The organism is Rhodoferax ferrireducens (genome assembly GCF_049302455.1).
Lineage (GTDB): Bacteria > Pseudomonadota > Gammaproteobacteria > Burkholderiales > Burkholderiaceae_C > Rhodoferax > Rhodoferax ferrireducens_B.
On sequence record NZ_JBAQMD010000018.1, the window covers coordinates 1 to 18712 of the forward strand.

At 60.2% G+C, this 18712-nt stretch carries 18 protein-coding genes; 3 read left to right on the top strand and 15 right to left on the bottom strand.

What is annotated here, in order from left to right; translation table 11 throughout:
* Window positions 1-978 (top strand): NAD(P)/FAD-dependent oxidoreductase (locus WA157_RS02715; RefSeq protein ID WP_422619497.1); only part of this gene is annotated, 978 nt, incomplete at its 5' end.
* Window positions 979-1172: 194 nt separating this feature from the next.
* Here WA157_RS02715 and cynS read toward each other — a convergent pair.
* From cynS to WA157_RS02765, 10 genes are all read right to left on the bottom strand, one after another.
* The gene (gene cynS / locus WA157_RS02720; RefSeq protein ID WP_422619498.1) at window positions 1173-1616 is read right to left on the bottom strand and encodes a cyanase; all 444 of its coding nucleotides are present in this window, start codon (window positions 1614-1616) and stop codon (window positions 1173-1175) included.
* 41 nt (window positions 1617-1657) lie between these two features.
* Window positions 1658-2425, bottom strand: a complete 768-nt coding sequence (locus WA157_RS02725) for a methyl-accepting chemotaxis protein (RefSeq protein ID WP_422619499.1) — start codon at window positions 2423-2425, stop codon at window positions 1658-1660.
* Window positions 2426-2437: 12 nt separating this feature from the next.
* Window positions 2438-3301: an ABC transporter ATP-binding protein gene (locus WA157_RS02730; protein WP_422619500.1), complete on the bottom strand. Its 864-nt coding sequence runs from the start codon at window positions 3299-3301 to the stop codon at window positions 2438-2440.
* Window positions 3291-4157 (bottom strand): nitrate ABC transporter permease, encoded by an 867-nt coding sequence (gene ntrB / locus WA157_RS02735; RefSeq protein WP_422619501.1) that lies wholly within the window; start codon window positions 4155-4157, stop codon window positions 3291-3293. The genes WA157_RS02730 and ntrB overlap by 11 nt, the downstream gene beginning before the upstream one ends.
* Before the next feature lies 1 nt (window position 4158).
* Window positions 4159-5562: a CmpA/NrtA family ABC transporter substrate-binding protein gene (locus WA157_RS02740; RefSeq protein WP_422619502.1), complete on the bottom strand. Its 1404-nt coding sequence runs from the start codon at window positions 5560-5562 to the stop codon at window positions 4159-4161.
* Window positions 5563-5709: 147 nt separating this feature from the next.
* A complete protein-coding gene (locus WA157_RS02745; protein WP_422619503.1) occupies window positions 5710-6387 on the bottom strand; it encodes a response regulator in 678 nt (225 codons plus the stop codon).
* A gap of 1 nt (window position 6388) precedes the next feature.
* The gene (locus WA157_RS02750; protein WP_422619504.1) at window positions 6389-7588 is read right to left on the bottom strand and encodes a PAS domain S-box protein; all 1200 of its coding nucleotides are present in this window, start codon (window positions 7586-7588) and stop codon (window positions 6389-6391) included.
* 111 nt (window positions 7589-7699) lie between these two features.
* The gene (locus WA157_RS02755) at window positions 7700-8596 is read right to left on the bottom strand and encodes a DMT family transporter (RefSeq protein WP_422619505.1); all 897 of its coding nucleotides are present in this window, start codon (window positions 8594-8596) and stop codon (window positions 7700-7702) included.
* A 45-nt stretch (window positions 8597-8641) separates the two neighbouring features.
* On the bottom strand, window positions 8642-9502 hold the full coding sequence (locus WA157_RS02760) for a creatininase family protein (RefSeq protein WP_422619506.1): 861 nt from the start codon (window positions 9500-9502) through the stop codon (window positions 8642-8644).
* Window positions 9503-9520: 18 nt separating this feature from the next.
* Window positions 9521-9877: a zinc ribbon domain-containing protein YjdM gene (locus tag WA157_RS02765; protein ID WP_422619507.1), complete on the bottom strand. Its 357-nt coding sequence runs from the start codon at window positions 9875-9877 to the stop codon at window positions 9521-9523.
* A gap of 302 nt (window positions 9878-10179) precedes the next feature.
* On the opposite strand from WA157_RS02765, the gene corA reads away from it, so the two are divergent.
* Window positions 10180-11166: a magnesium/cobalt transporter CorA gene (gene corA / locus WA157_RS02770; RefSeq protein WP_422619508.1), complete on the top strand. Its 987-nt coding sequence runs from the start codon at window positions 10180-10182 to the stop codon at window positions 11164-11166.
* A 373-nt stretch (window positions 11167-11539) separates the two neighbouring features.
* Complete coding sequence (locus WA157_RS02775; protein ID WP_422619509.1) at window positions 11540-12637, top strand: type I restriction endonuclease; 1098 nt, start codon at window positions 11540-11542, stop codon at window positions 12635-12637.
* A gap of 153 nt (window positions 12638-12790) precedes the next feature.
* On the opposite strand, the gene mtnA is transcribed toward WA157_RS02775, so the two are convergent.
* The 5 genes from mtnA to pntB all read right to left on the bottom strand — a co-directional run bounded on the left by mtnA (window position 12791) and on the right by pntB (window position 18700).
* Window positions 12791-13855 (bottom strand): S-methyl-5-thioribose-1-phosphate isomerase, encoded by a 1065-nt coding sequence (gene mtnA, locus WA157_RS02780; RefSeq protein ID WP_422619510.1) that lies wholly within the window; start codon window positions 13853-13855, stop codon window positions 12791-12793.
* Window positions 13852-14532, bottom strand: coding sequence for a class II aldolase/adducin family protein (locus WA157_RS02785; protein ID WP_422619511.1), 681 nt, complete (start codon window positions 14530-14532; stop codon window positions 13852-13854). The genes mtnA and WA157_RS02785 overlap by 4 nt, the downstream gene beginning before the upstream one ends.
* 2 nt (window positions 14533-14534) lie before the next feature.
* The gene (locus tag WA157_RS02790; protein ID WP_422619512.1) at window positions 14535-15422 is read right to left on the bottom strand and encodes an S-methyl-5'-thioadenosine phosphorylase; all 888 of its coding nucleotides are present in this window, start codon (window positions 15420-15422) and stop codon (window positions 14535-14537) included.
* 10 nt (window positions 15423-15432) lie between these two features.
* The gene (locus WA157_RS02795) at window positions 15433-17106 is read right to left on the bottom strand and encodes a long-chain-fatty-acid--CoA ligase (protein WP_422619513.1); all 1674 of its coding nucleotides are present in this window, start codon (window positions 17104-17106) and stop codon (window positions 15433-15435) included.
* 178 nt (window positions 17107-17284) lie between these two features.
* Entirely contained in the window at window positions 17285-18700 is a 1416-nt protein-coding gene (gene pntB / locus WA157_RS02800; RefSeq protein ID WP_422619514.1) for a Re/Si-specific NAD(P)(+) transhydrogenase subunit beta, read from the bottom strand.
* Between the last annotated feature and the right edge of the window lie 12 nt (window positions 18701-18712).

An 18712-nucleotide genomic window follows, 5' to 3' on the forward strand; every position in this document is an offset into this window, starting at 1 on the left:
GGCGTGGTGATCGTGGGCGGCGGTCGCGCCGGCTGGCAAATGGCCGAGACCCTGCGCGCGCAGGGCCCGGCACTGCCCATCACGCTGGTGACGGCCTGCAATGGCGACGTCTACGACAAGCCCATGCTGTCGGTCGCCATGGCCCGGCAACTTGCGCCCGCCACACTGGCGTGCGAAACCGGCGAGCAGGCCGCGCGGCGCCTGAACGTGCATCTGCTGGCCCGCACCCATGCCCTGCGCATCTGCACCGCGACCCGCCAGTTGCGCACCACGCGCGGCACGCTGCGCTACCGCCAACTGGTGCTGGCGCACGGCGCGGCGCCCAGCCTGCCGCCCCAACTGCCACCGTCGATGTGCTGGCACGTCAACCATCTGGACACCTACCTCAAACTGCGCGCGGCGCTGGGCAGCCAGCCACGCCGCGTGCTGGTGGTGGGGGCCGGGCTGGTGGGCAGCGAGCTGGCCAATGATCTGGCACTGGGCGGCCATCAACTCACGCTGCTCGATGTTGCCGCGCGCCCGCTGGCCAGCTGCCTGGATGAGGCCGCTTCCAGCGCGCTGCTCAAGGCCTGGGAGACCTTGCCGCTGCAGTTTGTCGGTGGCGTGAAAGTGGCTGGCATCACGCGCGGCGCCGCGGGTTACCGCGTCAGTACCGAATGCGGCCAAGTGTTCGATGCCGACCAGGTGATCGCCGCCACCGGTTTGATCACGCCTAGCCGCCTGGCGCAAACCGCAGGTCTGGCCTGGCGCAACGGCATTGCCGTCAACGCCGCCACACTGGCGACCAGCCAGCAGGACATCCACGCTTTGGGCGACTGCATCACCATCAACGGGCAAAGCAGCCGCTTTATCGAACCGATTGCGCGCCAGGCCAAAACGATTGCGGCGCAGATCGTGTGCGGTGCGCCCGTGGCCTATGAACACAGGAGCCCGCTGCTGCGCGTCAAGACAACGTCCTTGCCCTTCACCCTGGCCTGACAGTTTTTTCAGGCAGTTTCGCGGGCCGGCAGTGCCCTGGTACAAGTCCAGTGCCATCTGCTCTGTCATGCACCCACCCTTGCCTGCGCTGATCCTGGCCCTGCTGGCGCCCGGACGTTATCCCGATCCGGCGCCGCGCGTCGAACTGGTCGAGACCCATATCTCCTGGGTGCTGCTCGCCGCGCCCTGAGCGTTCAATAGGCTTTGTAGGGCAAAAACTTGCCTGACAGCACCACGTTCACGCGGTCGCCCTTGGGGTCGGGCTGGCGCACGATGTCCATGGAGAAATCGATGGCGCTCATGATGCCGTCGCCGAACTCTTCATGAATCAGTTCCTTGATGGTGCTGCCGTAGACGTTGACGATTTCATACCAGCGGTAGATCAACGGGTCGGTCGGTACCGGTGTCGGCAGTGAACCTTTGTAAGGCGCCACCTGCAACCACTTTTGTTCTTCGGCATCCAGGCCGAAGATCTTGCCGACGATCTTGGCCTGAGCCGCGTCCAGCGTCATCTGGCCCAGGCAGGCGGCCGTGACCCACTCCTTGGAGAGGCCGACTTTCTTGGCCACGTCTTCCCACTTGATGCCCTTGGACACTTTGGTGGCGATGATTTTTTCGGTAACGTCGTTGCGGTTCATATTGACTCCTTGATTTGAGTTGATCGTTGAAAAGAGGGGGATCAGGCAGACTGGGTCGTGCGTGCAGCCAGCTCAATGGCATTGCGGGCCAAGCCATCGACCTCGGTGGAAATGCCGGACAAGACATTGGCCACCACGGCAAACTCGCGCCCGTGCTGGCCGGCCCGGGCAGCGATCACCTGGGCGTTGAAACTCACGATCTTGGCTTCGCGGGCGACGATCTGAATATCGGAGACGATGGCGGTCAGCTCTTTCATCAGCTGCACGGCCTTGCCCTTGCTGATGGTGTCGAAGGCAGTGGTGGCCGTGTTCAACGCGGCCAGCACGGTATCGTTGTCAGCCACCAGCGCATCCAGTTCCCGTGGATCGAGGTCGCCCTCGCCGATCACGCGCAAGACGCTGTGCATGCACCGCATGAATTCCTCGATGCGCGGCCCCACGCCGGCGATGCCGCTGTAGGTGGCGCGAATATGCTGGGCGCTCGCCTCATCAAGCGCATCGGCCGTTGCCACCAGGCAGGCCTGACTCTCGCAAAAAAGCTGTAGCGACACCAATGCAGCTTGCAGTTGGGTCGGGTCCCCACGTGCGGCGAGCAAGGTTTGCAGCAGCATGCGCTGCGAAAGCATGCGCTGCCGCGCTGACATGTTGACCAGCGAGATCGGATCGGCCGCTACCGCCGGCTTGTTGATAGGCAGTGGTCTGGCCGACACCGCAGGCGGATGCGCGGGCGTGGACGGACTCGGCACCGGCGCGGCCATCGGCGGCGGCGATGATCGATGACTGGCAACAGGAGATCTGGTCAGACTCATGTTTTTTCTCTTTCAATGTGCGGTAGCCCGTGTGACAAGGAAATCGACGATATGGTTGCGCAGGTCGTAGTAGCCGCCCAGATGGTGCAGGCCGGCGCGATTGCGGCTGCGCGGCAAGGGGTTGACCACCACCTCGGCCATGCCGCCGGGCTTGTAGCCGGTGTCGGTCTCGGCACCGTTGCTCATCAGCAAGATGCGGTCCGCCAGCAAAATGGCCTCATCCACATCGTGGGTGATCATGAACACGGTTTGCTGCGTCTGGCGCACGATGCTCATCAGCTCGTCCTGGATCGTGCCGCGCGTCAGTGCGTCCAGCGCGCCAAACGGCTCGTCCAGCAACAGCAGTTTCGGGCTGATGCAAAAGGCGCGCGCAATGCCCACCCGTTGCTTCATGCCGCCTGAGAGTTGCGACGGTTTCTTGTCGATGGCCGGGCTCAAACCCACCATGGCGACGAACTTTTCCACATGCGTGTTGACCTCGGCGCGGCCCCAGTCGGGCCAGCGCGATTTGACGGCAAAGGCAATGTTCTGGCGCACCGTGAGCCAGGGCATCAGCGCGTGGCTCTGGAACACCACACCACGCTCCAGGCTGGGGCCGGTGACTTCGCGGCCATCCATGAAGACGTTGCCGGTGCTGGCCGTGTCCAGCCCCGCCAGCACGTTCAGGATGGTGGTCTTGCCACAGCCCGAGTGGCCAATGATGCAGACAAACTCACCCCGTGTAAGTGAGAAGCTGACATCGGCAAACACCGGCTTGGCGGGCACAAAGGCTTTGCTGAGCCCTTCAATCTGGAGCAATGCGTTCACGTTGGGGGTCTTTTCTTGAGCAGGCGTAGCGGGGGTGAGCAACGCGCGGGTTGAGGTGTCACTCCACATAGGTCACCATCTTTTGGATTTGGCCAAACAGCAGGTCCAGCAGCATGCCCACCACACCGATCACACCAATGGCAAAGATCACGTTGGGCAGCGACAGGTTGTTCCACTCGTTCCAGACAAAGTAGCCAATACCGGTGCCGCCCACCAGCATCTCGGCGGCCACAATCACCAGCCAGGCAATGCCCATGCTGATGCGCATGCCGGTCAGGATGGTTGGTGCAGCAGCGGGCAAAATCACCTGGAACGCCGTGCGCACCGGGTTCACTTCCAGCGTGCGGGCCACGTTGAGCCATTCACGCTTGACGGCGGCCACACCAAAGGCGGTGTTCACCAGCATCGGCCAGATCGAGCAGATGAAGATCACAAAAATGCCGCTGGCCGACGAGTCCTTGATGGTGTAGAGCGCCAGCGGCATCCAGGCCAGCGGGCTGATCGGTTTGAGCACCTGGATGAACGGGTCAAAGGCCTTGCGCATCAGGGGTGACATGCCAATCACAAAGCCCAGCGGAATCGCCACCAGCATGGCCAGCAAGAAACCCAGGGCAACCCGGCCCAGCGAATGGGCCAGCTGGATGGCAATGCCTTTTTCATTCGGGCCGCGGTCAAAAAACGGGTCAGACAAGTGCCCCCAAATCGCCGTGCCCATCTGGCCCAGCGTGGGGAAACCCGTGGCCTTGGCGCTGCCGGGGTCTTTGCCCATCATCTTGGCGTACTCGATTTGCTCTGCGGTCATGCCCGCTGTGCTGTTGGCCGCTGCGCTGGAACTGGTGGCCACATACCAGATGCCCAGCACGACCAGCAGCATCAGCACCGATAGCAAAGCCGCCCGAAAGTTGAGGGAACGCTGGGCGTTCATCTCAGGCCGCCTTGCTGATGGCGAAGCTCTTGGCGTAGGCGGCGGCCTTGTCGGCATCGAACTCCTTGCCCATGATCTTGAACTTGGGGTAAGCGCCCTCGGGCACTTTTTGATCCAGCTCCTTCATGCGCTTTTTGGCATCGGTCAACAAGAACACTTTTTCAGCGATTTGTTTGTAGTTGACCTCGCCCTTGACGTAGCCCCAGCGCTGCATCTGCGTGAGCATCCACACCGCCATGCTTTGCCACGGAATCGGGTCAAAGTCGGCCCGGTCCGGCACGTTCTGGATCTTGCCCAGGCCGTCGGCAAACTTGCCGGTCAGCACCTGGGTCAGCACCGCCTCGGGCTGGTTGAGGTATTGCGCCGGGGCGATCACCTTGGCAATCAGCTCGCGGTTGCCAGGCTGGCGCGCCATGGCGGCGGCGGTGAGCACGGCGCGGTACAGCGCGGCAAAGGTGTTGGGGTTCTTCTGGATGAACTCGGTGCTGGTGCCAAAGGCGCAGCAGGGGTGGCCGTTCCACAGGTCTTTGGTCAACATGTGGATGAAACCGGCTTCTTCGTACACCGCGCGCTGGTTGAACGGGTCTGGGCCGAGGAAGCCGTCCAGGTTGCCGGCCTTCAGGTTGGCCACCATCTCGGCGGGCGACACCACACGGATTTGCACGTCGGTGTCGGGGTTGATACCGGCTTCGGCCAGGTAGTAGCGCAGCAAAAAGTTGTGCATGCTGTACTCGAAAGGCACGGCGAACTTGAAACCCTTCCAGTTCTTCGGATCGCGGTTGTTCTTGTGCTTGAGCGCCAGCGTGATGGCCTGGCCATTGACGTTCTGGATCGTGGCCACGTTCATCGGCGTGGGGTTGGAGCCCAGGCCCATCGAAATCGCCAGTGGCATGGGTGACAGGAAGTGCGTCGCGTCGTATTCCTTGTTGATCATCTTGTCGCGGATCAGCGCCCAGCCGGCGGTTTTGGTCACTGCAACATCCAGCCCCTGCTTGCTGTAAAAACCCAGCGGGTGTGCCATGATCAGCGGGGTGGCGCAGGTGATCGGGATGAAGCCGATCTTGAGCTTGGTTTTCTCCAGCACATTCTTGTCCTGTGCCATGGCTTGCAAGCTGGCCATGGGCAACACGCTGCCAATGGCTGCCATGGCCGTGCCCTTGCCCACCGCGCGCAAGAAACGGCGGCGCACCGCGTCTTGCGGGAACAGCGCCTTGACCAGCGTGGCTTCAATGAAGGCGTTGGAATAGGCCTCGAACTCACTACTCAGGCTGCGGCGCTTGAGTTCTGCGGTGGCACCTTCAGCAGACATTTCCTGCTGGTGTTCAGCCACCGTGTGGTCTTTGCCGCAGCTGCACTTGAGCATCAGCGGGCGGTCGGCGTTGTAGGGGTCAAAGTACTGAGTCATGGCATTACCTTTTGAAGTTGGACTCTGCTGGCTACGCAATGCCTGGGCCAACTTGTGCCACTGTTCAGGCTTTCGCTGCAATTCGTGCCCGCTGGCCCGACAGCTTGTAGTGCCAGCCCTACACCGGTGGACTCAAACCGGCATTTTTCAGCGCTCTGGTGTGCTGCGGCTGTGTTGCTGGGCGTACAGCGCCAGCTCCACATCGTTTTTGGTGCCGGTCTTTTCCAGAATCCGTGCCCGATAAGTGCTCACCGTGTTGGAGGCCAATTTGAGTTGTGCACCAATTTCGCTCACGGTATGCCCCATGCTGAGCAGGCGAAACACCTGGTATTCGCGGTGCGACAGGGCGTCCACCCCCGCCACCACCGCCTGTGCGGTTGCGCCGGATCGCCCTGCCGATGCCATGGCCGCAGCCAGCGCCTCCGCCGTGTCGGGGGTGACATACATGCCGCCAGCCGCCACCTTGCGCACGGCGGCCACCATGTCGTCCGGGTCGGCGCTCTTGTTCAGGTAGCCGCCCGCGCCCAGCTTGATGCAGCGCACGGCATATTGTTTTTCCGGGTAAGTGCTGAGCATCAGCACCGGCAGGGTCGGGTGTGTGCGGCGCAGGATTTGCAGTACCTCCAGCCCGTCCTGCTCCGGCATGGCAATGTCCAGCAGCACCAGGTCCAGCCCGGCTGAGCCGCCCAGTGCCTGAACCTGCGCCAGCACCTCCGGCCCGCTGGAGGCCTCGGCCAGCACGCTCACATCGGGCGCATCGGCCAGCACCTGTTTCAGGCCTTCGCGCACGATGCGGTGGTCATCACCAATCAAAACTTTGATCATGCTATATCTTTGATAGCGGCATGCGCAGGGTGAATGCCGACCCCAGGCCAATTTGGCTTGAAATCTCAAGCTGGCCACCAAAATGGCGCGCCCGTTCGCGCATGCCCATCACACCATAGGCCGTGGGGGCATCAAACGCCAGGGCGCTGGCACCACAGCCGTTGTCCCGCACCGCAATCGTCAGCATCGCCTGTGCAACCTGAATACGCAAGGTGAGTGCCGTGGCCTGGGCGTGGCGGGCCACGTTGCTGAGCATTTCCTGAAAAATGCGAAACACCGCCATGGCTTCGGGCTCGGGCAGCTCCACGCCGTCAGTGCCCTGCATGTCCCAGTCCAGTTCCAGTTCAGCCAACTGGGCAAACTCGTATGCCTGCCACTCCAGCGCCGCCCACAGGCCTTGATGGTCCAGGATGCTGGGGCGCAGGTCGGTGATGATGCGCCCCACGTTGTCCACCGCCCGCTCGATCAGGCCGCTCATGTTGCGGCACTTGCTGCGCAGCCGGGTGCGCATGGCATCGGCTTCGTGCGGTGTGCGCTGCTGCTGTTCACTCAGGCGCTTGTCCATCCAGTTCACGTCCATCTTCAGCGCCACCAGCAGGCTGCCCAGCTCGTCATGCACCTCGCGGGCAATGCGGGTGCGCTCATCTTCACGCACCTTCTCGGAATAGGCGGAGAGTTCACGCAGTTGCCCCAGTGCGACTGAGAGCTCTTGCGTGCGCTCGCCGACGCGTTGCTCCAGTTCGTTCTTGGCAAGCTGCAGCGCATCGGCTGCGCGTTTGCGCTCGGTGATGTCCACAAAGGTGATCACCGCGCCCAGCACCGTGTCACCGTCCATCAGCGGGTAGCTGGAGTATTCGACCGGGAAGCAATGATGGTCGCGGTGCCAGAACACCTCGGTGTCAATGCGGCACGGCAGGCCCTGGCGAAAGGCGTTGAAGATGGCGCAGTCGTGCGCCGCGTAGGGCTGACCGTCGGGGTGTGAGTGGTGCGTCAGCTCGTGCATGTTGCAGCCCAGCACCTTCTCGGGTTCACGCCCGATCATGTTGGCGCCGGCCCGGTTGATGAAGGTGCAGCGTCCCTCCATGTCAATGCCGTAAATGCCCTCGCCGGTGGACTCCAGCAACAAGGCCAGCTGTTTTTGCAGCACCGGTTCCACCGCTGCGTTGGGCGATGTCAGAACCTGTTGGGTGTCGATGTGCATGCCTGCACCGCAAGCAATGGCTGTGCCAGTTTGCGGCATTGCAGCCAAACCAGGTCGTCGCCGGCAGCAGCCTTGCCGCGTCGCACCCGCCAGGGCGGCCCTTCGCCACAGTCAACGCAACAAGATCAGCACCGTGCCCGCCACCGTCATGATTGCACCGAGCCAGGCGGCGGGCGCTGGGGCGCGCCCCAGATGCAGCCACAGCAAGGGCAGCACCAGCACCGGGGACACCGAGGACAATATCGCCACCATGCCGACGTCGCCCTTTTGCAACGCCAGCAAAATCAGCGTCATGCCCACACCCATGGCAATAAAACCATTGAGCCCGGTCTGCGCCAGCACCCGCAACGTAGGCGGCCGCTGCGCCCGCGCGGCCCGAAAGCCCGCGCCCAACAGCACAAAATGGGCGCAAGTCGCCACCGTCACACGCACGGCGGAGGCCATGACCGGATCCACATCGGTACTCATCACCGGCTTGGCAATCAGGGAGCCGACCGCCTGGCACAGCGCTGCCAGCAGGGCCAGCAGCACCCCGGCGCCGACATGGCCCTGATCCGCTTCCCAGGCGTGGCTTTCTTCTTTGTGCCGCCCCAACACAATCGCGCTCATCACGCCGACCAGCGTCAACAGCCCGCCCGCGAGCGCTTGCAGACTCATGCGCTCGTGCAACAGCCAGAAACCAAGCAACGCACTGAACACGGCGTGGGTCGCAAACAAGACCCCGGCGCGGCGCGGTCCGAGCCGATTCATGGCCGCGAACAGCGCAGTGTCGCCGACAAAGATGCCGATCAAACCGCTGATCGCCATGATGCCCCAGGCGCCTTGCGAAAACGTGCGCCAGCTGCCGGTGGCGAGCACCACCGCCCACAGCATCAACGCCACCATCAGCATGCGCCAGCGCGTGAACGCAAAGGCCCCCAGATGGCGCGACGGCGTGACCGATGTGACACTGCCCAGCGCCCAGCAGGCGGCGGCACCCAGGGCGAACAGATCGTAAGAAACCAGCATGAATTGAGCGAGGGCGCAGTCGAGGACGACGGGCAAGAACCGAATTCAGCGAGCGCCTGGCGTTGGCCCGGTCACCAGCGTGCTCAGCGGCAGTTGGTCAATTTCGGTCAGCAGCCGGGCCAGACTGAGCCCCGTCGCGGCCACCAGTGCGCGCCCCTTTTCTGCGCTGGCGGCGGCGGCATTGCCAACCGCACCGGCCGGGTTGTAGTCCTGCATTTGCCAACCGAGCTTGGCGCTTTTCCCATTGCCCAGGATGGCAAATTTCTGCGCCCGGTCTTGGGCGGTGGAATGAAAGTTTTGTGCCTGCGCCATGTTCACGCGCGCGGGGTCCAGCGCCAGCATCATGGAGGTCTCCATGTCACCGGCATGAATGCCAAAGCGGTGCTCGTCGGCGCTGAACAAGGCGTTGACATCCTGCCCTTGCGCATCCGTCAAAGGCAGGTTGAACCAGCTCGCGCTGTACACCAGCATACCAAGCCGCGCGCGCAGGTCGCGTGCGACCAGGTCCATGACGCTGACATTGCCGCCATGACTGTTGAAGAGCAGCAGTTTTTGGATGCCCGCTGCCGCCACCGACTCGCCTATGTCGGTCCACAGCCGCAAAATCGTTTCGTTTTTGAGTATCAGCGTGCCGGGAAAGCGGGCGTGTTCCGGGCTCAAACCGACCACCTGCGTCGGCAAGAAGAGTACGTTCAAGTCGGCGGCCAGATGCGGCAAGGCGGCCGTCACGATGCCGTCCACCAGCACCGTATCGACGCTCAGCGGCAGGTGCGGGCCATGCTGTTCGGTCGCCGCCACCGGCAGCACGGCGATGGTTTTCGCGGCTTGTCCACCTGCAATCAATTGGGCAAAGTCCGGCGTGGACAGGTCGGCCCAGTAACGCGAACAAGGGTTCATGGCCGCCATGGTCATCCGGCAGCAGGCTCAGGCCTTCTTCATGAAGGCCGCCTTGAGCATGAAGGCGCCCTGGTCGGTTTTGCAATCCACCTCGTGGTCGCCAGCGCCATCGGGCAGGCGGATGCCTTTGATTTTGGTGCCTTTTTTCAGCACGATGGACGAGCCCTTGACCTTCAGGTCTTTGATCAGAATCACCGTATCCCCGTCGGTCAGCGGGTTGCCGTTGGCGTCTTTGATGACACCACCGACTTCGTCGCCAGCTTCAGCCGCTGCGGTCATCGGCCATTCATGGCCGCAGTCAGGGCAGACGTAGTTGCTGCCATCCGGGTAAGTGTTTTCAAGGGTGCACTGGGGGCAAGCGGGCAGATTGGATGGATTGGACATGGTGAGGTCGTTTGACTGAGGGAGGGTGGCGCCACCACGACGCCCAAGGCCGCCAACGGGTGCGCATCGCAAGACTGCGAGTATATAAAACTCGCGCCACGCCTCCAAAATAGCCGATTTTTGGCGCTATTGCCTGTGGCTCAATGCCTTGCAATGCGATAATTTCACTTGATCAACTCCCGAAATACACGCCTTGAAACCCTGCCCCAGTCGGTAGCTTTCAACCCGCATTGACTGCATCGGGGTTGGAAGCAAAAACCCGCAAGCCCTGCCAGATGCAAACCATTACCCGGGAGTGAGCGATGCTCAACATTTTTACGCTGGCCAATGGCCGACTGTTCCAGGAAGAGATCGATTCGCTGGAAGAACTGTCTAAATTCCAACCGATCTGGGTCGATCTGGAATCGCCCACCCTGGAAGAAAAGCGCTGGATCAAGCAGCACTACGGCTTGTCGATCCCGGAAGACGCGATGGACGAGGACATTGAGGAATCGGCCCGCTTTTACAAGGAAGACAACGGGGACCTGCACATTCGCAGTGACTTTTTGGTGGCGGACGACGAAGAGCCCCACACGGTGCGAGTCGCCTTCATCCTCAACCTGGTCAACGATGAACTCAAAAGCATGGGCGTGCTGTTTTCGATTCACGACGAAGACGTACCGGTGTTTCGGCTGCTGCGCATGCGGGCGCGCCGGGCGCCGGGCCTGATTGAAGACGCCAAGGAAGTGCTGCTCAAGCTGTTCGATGCCGATGCCGAATACTCGGCCGATACGCTGGAGGGCATTTACGACAACCTGGAAATGGTCAGCAACAAAGTGCTTTCGGGCGATGTCACGGACGCCATGGCCGGCGAAGTGCTGGGCGCCATTGCGCGCCATGAAGATATGAGCGGGCGCATCCGCCGCAACGCGATGGACACGCGCCGTGCGGTGAGTTTCATGATGCGCAGCAAGATGCTCAATAGCGAGCAGTTTGAAGAGGCAAGGCAGATTCTGCGCGACATCGATTCGCTCGATTCGCACACCGCCTTCCTGTTCGACAAAATCAACTTTTTGATGGATGCCACGGTCGGTTTCATCAACATCAACCAGAACAAGATCATCAAGATATTCTCGGTCGCCAGTGTGGCGCTGCTGCCGCCGACGCTGATCGCCAGCATCTACGGTATGAACTTCAAATACCTGCCGGAGCTGGACTGGGCGCTGGGCTACCCGTATGCGCTGGTACTGATGGTGGCCAGTGCACTGGTGCCGATGTGGTATTTCAGGAAACGTGGCTGGCTGAAGTAATTCGGCGCAAGTCCTGCGGGCGGTGGTCGTGAGGGCAGAGATTGGGGCACGGGCCCCCGCCTCATACTGTCAAACGCCCAGAAATCGGCGGGGACCCATACCCCAATCTCCGCAGGTGACGTCTCTGGTTGGCTATACAAGTTTTGATGCTCGCGCTGGACGGGTCTGCAACGCAGGAAGTCGGTCACGCTGCATGAATGGTCTACAGGAATCAGCAAGACTGCCAAGGTCGTTGATACCTCGGTCCAGTTGGCCTGAAGCACCGGATCAATCCACTTCGTTTGCAGGTTACATTTGGCAGAGCCGAGGAAAAACCACCAAAACTTACTCGGACCTGCACCTACGTACCACTCAAATTCAAAGGGACGACACCATGGACTTCATTGATCACCTCCGTGTTCTGGCATCGCGTATCGCGAGCAACAAAGCCATTATCCAGACGGAGGAGGCAACGAAGAACGCGATGGTTATGCCATTTATCCAAATTCTGGGCTACAACGTATTTGATCCACTTGAGGTAACGCCCGAATTGATATCTGACGTGGGAACAAAGAAGGGTGAAAAAGTTGACTACGCGATCCTCAAGGACGGAAATCCTATTATTCTTTTTGAATGCAAAAAGGCTGGCGGGGACTTGAACATCAATCATGCTGGCCAGCTTTTTCGTTATTTTCACGTTACCTCGGCACGGTTTGGGGTACTTACCAACGGCCTCGTCTACAGGTTTTTTACAGATCTTGAGCAACCCAACAAGATGGATGAAAAACCATTTTTCGAGTTCAACATTCTCGACTTCAAAGAACGCGACGTTGAGGAATTGAAGAAGTTTGCGAAAGCCGTGTTCGATCTCGACACTATTCTCACCACTGCGAACGATCTTAAGTACACGCGTGCGATCCAGAATCGATTGTCAGAATGGATGGGGAGTCCATCAGAAGAATTTGTTCGGATGGTTTCGTCCGAGTTGCTGGGAAGCAAGCGGTTTACTCCAGCGATCAAAGATCAGTTCACGTTAATCACGAAACGTGCGTTCGAGCAACTTGTCGGCGAGCGCATCAATGAGCGACTAAAGGGCGCAATGACTCCTGAATCGGTGCCTGTGGCGGAATCCGCCAGCCCAGTAACGCCAGCAGAAAGCGTCTCAGAACCGAAAATCTCAACGTCCGCAGACGAAATTGAAGGCTTCCACGCCGTACGGGGCATTCTTCGGGGATTGGTAAGTGCGAAACGGATCGTGATGCGTGACGCCCAAAGTTACTGCGCAATTCTTCTTGATGACAATAATCGAAAGCCCATTTGTCGCCTGCGGTTCAACAACGCTCAGAAGCTCCGTCTAGGTGTGTTTAACGAGAAGAAGGAAGAGGTGCTGATGGCGCTGGAAAGCGTTGATGACATCTTTAACTACGCCGATGAATTGAAGGCAACACTCGCATCGCTCAATTCCGACCAGGGGCTGAATACGATCGCGTGAGCTTACTAGGCGCTCCTGATGGCGGTCATTCAGGTCGAGTTGAAGACGGCTACAGAGCCCCTTTGTGAGTTCGCAAAGGGCTGTCTGTACTGAGTTTGATGCGCAATCTCCGAACGTTGCCTTGCCGCCCAACAACCGTCATTCGCCAAAACCTCAGTCAGCGAAAAGCCCGGCAATACGGGTCTGATTGGGTCGCGTCACCACGCCTTTTTCGGTGATCAGCGCCGTGACCAACTCGGCTGGCGTCACATCAAAAGCGGGGTTGCGCACCTGGACGCCCTTGGCTGCCCATTGGCAATCCCGAAATCCCGTGACCTCCTCGGCCGCCCTTTCTTCAATGGGAATGGCAGCACCATCAGGGACCGCCAGGTCGATGGTGGACAGTGGGCACGCCACATAGAACGGGATGTTGTGGCGCTGCGCCAGCACAGCCACCATGTAGGTCCCAATCTTGTTGGCCACATCGCCATTGGCCGCCACGCGGTCCGTGCCGACCACGACCGCATCGATTTCACCCCGGCTCATCAAATGCCCAGCCATGTTGTCGGTGATCAGCGTCACCGGGATTTTTTCCTGCACCATCTCCCAGGCGGTCAGGCGCGCGCCCTGCAAAAATGGGCGGGTCTCATCGGCGATCACCGAAATGCGCTTGCCTGCCTGCACCGCCGAGCGAATGACACCCAGCGCCGTGCCGTGCCCGGCCGTTGCCAGAGCGCCCGCATTGCAATGCGTCAGCACCCGGGCGCCATCGGCCAACAGCGCAGCGCCGTAAGCGCCCATGGCGCGATTGATGCGAACATCGTCCGCTGATATTTCGTGCGCCTGGGCCAGCAGGCAGTCCACAATGTCGCCCACGGCACGGTGCTGGTTAGCGTCCCACACCGCACGCATTCGGGCCAGCGCCCAGAATAAATTCACAGCGGTCGGTCGACTGGCTGCCAGCACGTCGAAGCCGCGTTGCAGGCCCACAGCAAAAGCCTCACGCGTGGCACCACGCAACCGCACAGACTCCAGTGCAACGCCATAGGCAGCCGCACAGCCAATGGCGGGCGCGCCGCGAACCACCATCGACCGAATACCCTCGGCCACCTCGGCGGCCGAGGTAAAAGGCAAATACTCGAATCGGGCTGGCAGCACCCGTTGATCAATCATCTCCAGGCGACCCTCACGCCACCGCAGGGTCTGGACTGCCGCTGAACTATGGTCTTGACGGTTCATGGCGAATCAATCCTTGTTGCGGCTCGGCCATAGCCTTTGAACTTCTCCAGCACCGCCTGCATCTGGGCGCCAGAAAGCAGCTTCGGTTGACCCAACTGCAAGGCGGCCCAATATTGTTCACACAGCGACTCGACCTCAATCGCGACGGCCAGCGCATCGCCCAGGTCGACGCCGACGGCAATCATGCCGTGGTTGCCAAGCAGACAGGCCTTGCGATTTTCAAGCGCCTGCAATGCGAGATCTGACAGCTCTTGACTGCCGAAGATCGCATAAGGCGCGCAACGAATCGTGTCACCACCGGCCACCGCCATCATGTAATGAAACGCCGGAATTTCCAGTTGCAGGCAAGCCAGAGAAGTGGCATAACAAGCGTGCGTGTGAACCACTGCGCCAACTTCTGGGCGCGCAGCCAGGATGTCGCGATGAAACCGCCACTCGCTGGAGGGTTTCCCAGGGCCCAGGATCGCACCTGAATAGTCCATTTCCACCATAGCGTGTGGCAACAGGTCTTCGGCGGCAACACCCGAAGGTGTCACCAAGAATGAATCACCCTGCCTGACCCCGATATTGCCGGTCGCGCCGCGATTGAGCCCCAGCACCACCAGTCGCCGGGCTGCCTCGACCATATTGGAGCGCAGCTTTTGATCCTGCGCATTGGTCGCTGCACGGTCTGACATCGTCAGGACCTCAGGAGGCGACCAGCCACGGCATCGAGACGCCGCAGCATCTCGGGATCGCGTGCCTCTGGTGCCGTTATCAGGGCGTGCTGCAGTGCGCTGCGGCAACCGCACGCTGCGGCGCTCGCATCCGAACGCAAGCGGGGCGTCACCCTGGAAACCATATTACGCGCATTGTCTGCGTTGGCCAGCAGCACCTTGACAATCGCATCCACCGTGACGTCGTCATGGTCAGGGTGCCAGCAATCAAAGTCGGTCACCATGGCGACCGACGCATAACACAGCTCGGCCTCCCGAGCCAGCTTGGCTTCGGGCATGTTGGTCATGCCGATCACATCAGCGTTCCAGCTTCGGTAAAGTTCAGACTCCGCCAGACTGGAAAACTGGGGCCCTTCCATCACCAGGTAGGTGCCACCGCGGGCTAACTCGATCCCTGCTTCGCGCGTAGCGGCCTCGATATGGTCACCGAGTCGGCTGCACACCGGATGGGCCATGGATACGTGGGCGACGAGCCCGGTGCCAAAAAAGCTTTTTTCGCGGGCGAAAGTTCTGTCGATGAATTGGTCAACGATCACGAACATGCCAGGCCGCAAATTTTCACGCAAGGAACCGACCGCGCTGACCGAAATAAGGTCAGTCACGCCAACACGCTTCATGGCATCGATATTGGCGCGAAAGTTAATCTCGGAGGGCGGTATCCGATGCCCACGGCCATGACGCGGCAGAAACACCATCGACTGCCCATCCAACTCACCCAACAGAAGCTCATCCGAAGGTTTTCCAAATGGGGAGTCAACGCGCTCCCAGCGCTTGTGGCTTAGACCTTCAATGTCGTAAACACCACTGCCGCCAATGATGCCAATCACCGGTGTCTGACTACTATTCGTCATGATTACTACTCTACTTATCTCGCAACTCTCGCCGCAAAATCTTGCCGACCGGAGTTTTTGGCAATTCGGCGCGGAACTCAATCACCTTGGGTTGCTTGTAGCCGGTTAGGTTTTCTTTGCAGTAGGCCCGCACCTGCGCTTCGGTCAGGCTCGGGTCTTTCTTCACAATCACCAGCTTGACCGCCTCGCCGGACTTGGCGTCCGGCACACCGACGCAAGCACACTCCATAACCCCTTTGAGTTGGGACACCACGTCCTCCAACTCGGTGGGAAAGACGTTGAAGCCGCTGACCAGGATCATGTCCTTCTTGCGGTCCACAATCCTGAAGTAACCGCGCTCATCCATCACGCCGATGTCGCCGGACTTGAAATACCCATCGGCCGTCATGACGTTGGCGGTCTCATCCGGGCGCTGCCAGTAGCCGGCCATCACCTGGGGGCCCTTGATGGCAATCTCGCCGGATTGACCGATCGGCACTTCCTTGCCATCGTCATCGAGCAGCTTGAGATAGGTGTTTGGCACCGGCACACCAATCGTGCCCGAGTACTCGGTGACGGTGACCGGGTTGGAGGTGGCAACAGGCGAGGTCTCGCTCAGACCATAGCCCTCGGCAATGGCGCAGCCGGTTTTCTCGAACCAGAGCTTGGCCACCGCACTCTGTACCGCCGTGCCGCCGCCGACGGACGCCACCAGACCACGCCAGTCCACCTTGTTGAAATCGGGATGATTGGCCAGGCCGTTGAACAAGGTGTTGACCGCCGGGAACACATGGATTTTGTGTTTGGCCAACTCAGCCAATGTGGCCACCAGGTCGCGCGGATTCGGAATCAGAATCAGCTTGCCGCCCAGGCGCATCGACAGCATCATGCCCACCGTGAACGCAAAGATGTGATACAGCGGCAAGGCGCAGACCGATGTGATCTGCTCGTTGGCGGGGATCTTCTTCAGCGCCGGTTGATTCCAGACCTCCACCTGCAACAGGTTGGCCACCAGGTTTCGGTGCAAGAGCACGGCGCCTTTGGAGGCGCCGGTGGTGCCCCCGGTGTATTGCAGCACCGCCACATCGTCAGGCTTGATCGTCACTTTATTGAATGTTCCCGCGCTGCCCTTGGCAATGGCGGCATTGAAGCGCACGGCGCCTGGTAGCGAGAACGCGGGCACCAGCTTCTTCTTGTTGCGCACCAAATAGTTGACCAGGGCGCCTTTGAGGAGGCCCAACTGGTCACCCATCGCGCACAACACCACATGCTTGACCGGTGTCGCGGCAACACATTTTTCCAGAACCGAAGCAAAATTCTCCAGGATGACAATGGCCTTGGCGCCCGAATCCTTGAGTTGGTGCTCCAGCTCACGCGCGGTGTACAGCGGATTGACATTCACCAGGATATAGCCGGCGCGAAAAATGGCGGCTACCGCCACCGGATACTGCAGCACATTGGGCATCATCACTGCAACCCGGTCGCCTTTGACCAGCCCCAGACCTTGCAGGTAAACCCCAAACGCAAGACTCAGGCTATCGACCTGTTTGTAGCTCTGCGCCTTGCCCATGAAACTGTAGGCGGTGCGGTCGGCGTACTTCTTGAAGCTCTCCTCCATCATCGTCACAATCGACGAGTACTTGCCCGGATCAATATCGGCGGGAACGCCCTCGGGGTAACTGCTAAGCCAAATACGGTCGGTCATTGTGATGCTTCCTGAAGGTTGACGAAAGAGCTCATTTTCGCGTGAACACCCTTGATAACGTGAGGGTGTTTCCCCTAATCCACAAAGGAAAAAGTGGGCTCAGCTGACAGAGCTGGCCCACCTTGGTTGATCGGGAAAAGAGCGAGGCCTCTTTGCGCACGCTCCCTCCAACAACGTTTCAGGATTTCAATGCAATCAGGACTTCATCCAACATCTTCTTGGCATCGCCAAACAACATGCGGTTGTTCTCTTTGTAGAACAGCGGGTTGTCCACGCCGGCGTAGCCTGAGGCCATGCTGCGCTTCATGACGATGGAGGTCTTGGCCTTCCAGACTTCGAGCACCGGCATGCCGGCAATCGGGCTGGTCGGGTCGTCCTGGGCGCCGGGGTTGACGATGTCATTGGCGCCAATCACCATGACCACATCGGTCTTGGGGAAGTCGTCGTTGAGTTCATCCATTTCGAACACGATGTCATAGGGCACTTTGGCTTCGGCCAGCAGCACGTTCATGTGGCCCGGCATGCGACCGGCGACCGGGTGAATACCAAAGCGCACATTGACACCCTTTTCACGCAGATGCTTGGTAATTTCATACACCGTATGCTGAGCCTGCGCCACCGCCATGCCGTAGCCGGGAACAATGACGACGCTTTTGGCCTCACGCAGCATTTCAGCGGTTTCGATAGCACTGATCGGCGTCACTTCACCGGCCGGCTGGACTCCCCCTGCTGCTGCAGGTTTGGCACTGGTGGTACCAAAGCCACCCGCAATCACGCTGATGAAGCTGCGGTTCATGGCATTGCACATGATGTACGAGAGAATCGCGCCGCTGGAACCCACCAACGCACCCACCACAATCAGCAAGTCATTGGACAGCATGAAACCGGTGGCCGCTGCCGCCCAGCCGGAATAGCTGTTGAGCATGGACACCACCACCGGCATGTCGGCGCCGCCAATGGCCATCACCATGTGCACACCAAAGAGCAGGGCGATCACGGTCATGACCACAATCGGGGTCATGCCATCTTGAACCGTGTGAGCGCCCATGAACACGCCACCGAAATAAATCACCACCAGCAAACCTGCCAGATTCATCCAGTGACGACCCGGCAACAACACCGGGTTGCCGCTGATGCGCCCCGACAATTTGCCAAAAGCAATGACCGAGCCCGACAAGGTAACCGCACCGATGAGGATGCCGATGTAAATTTCAAGCTCGTGAATGGTTTTGGCGGCACCCTCGAAGCCTTTGGTGGCTGTCGGGTCCACAAAAGTGGCAAAACCCACCAGCACCGCCGCCAAGCCCACCATGCTGTGCATGAAGGCCACCAACTCGGGCATTTGCGTCATTTGCACGCTGCGCGCCAAATACAAACCGATGCTGCCGCCAATGACCATCGCGCCAACGATCCAGGCGTAGCCGCCACCGGTTACTTGCGGCCCAAACACCGTGGCCAGCACGGCAATCGCCATACCGATCATGCCGAACAGATTACCTCTGCGAGAGCTTTCCTGGTTGGACAGACCGCCCAGGCTCAGAATGAACAAAATGGTCGCGCCAATGTAGGCGACCGTGGCCAAACTCGAATTCATGCGTGGCTCCCC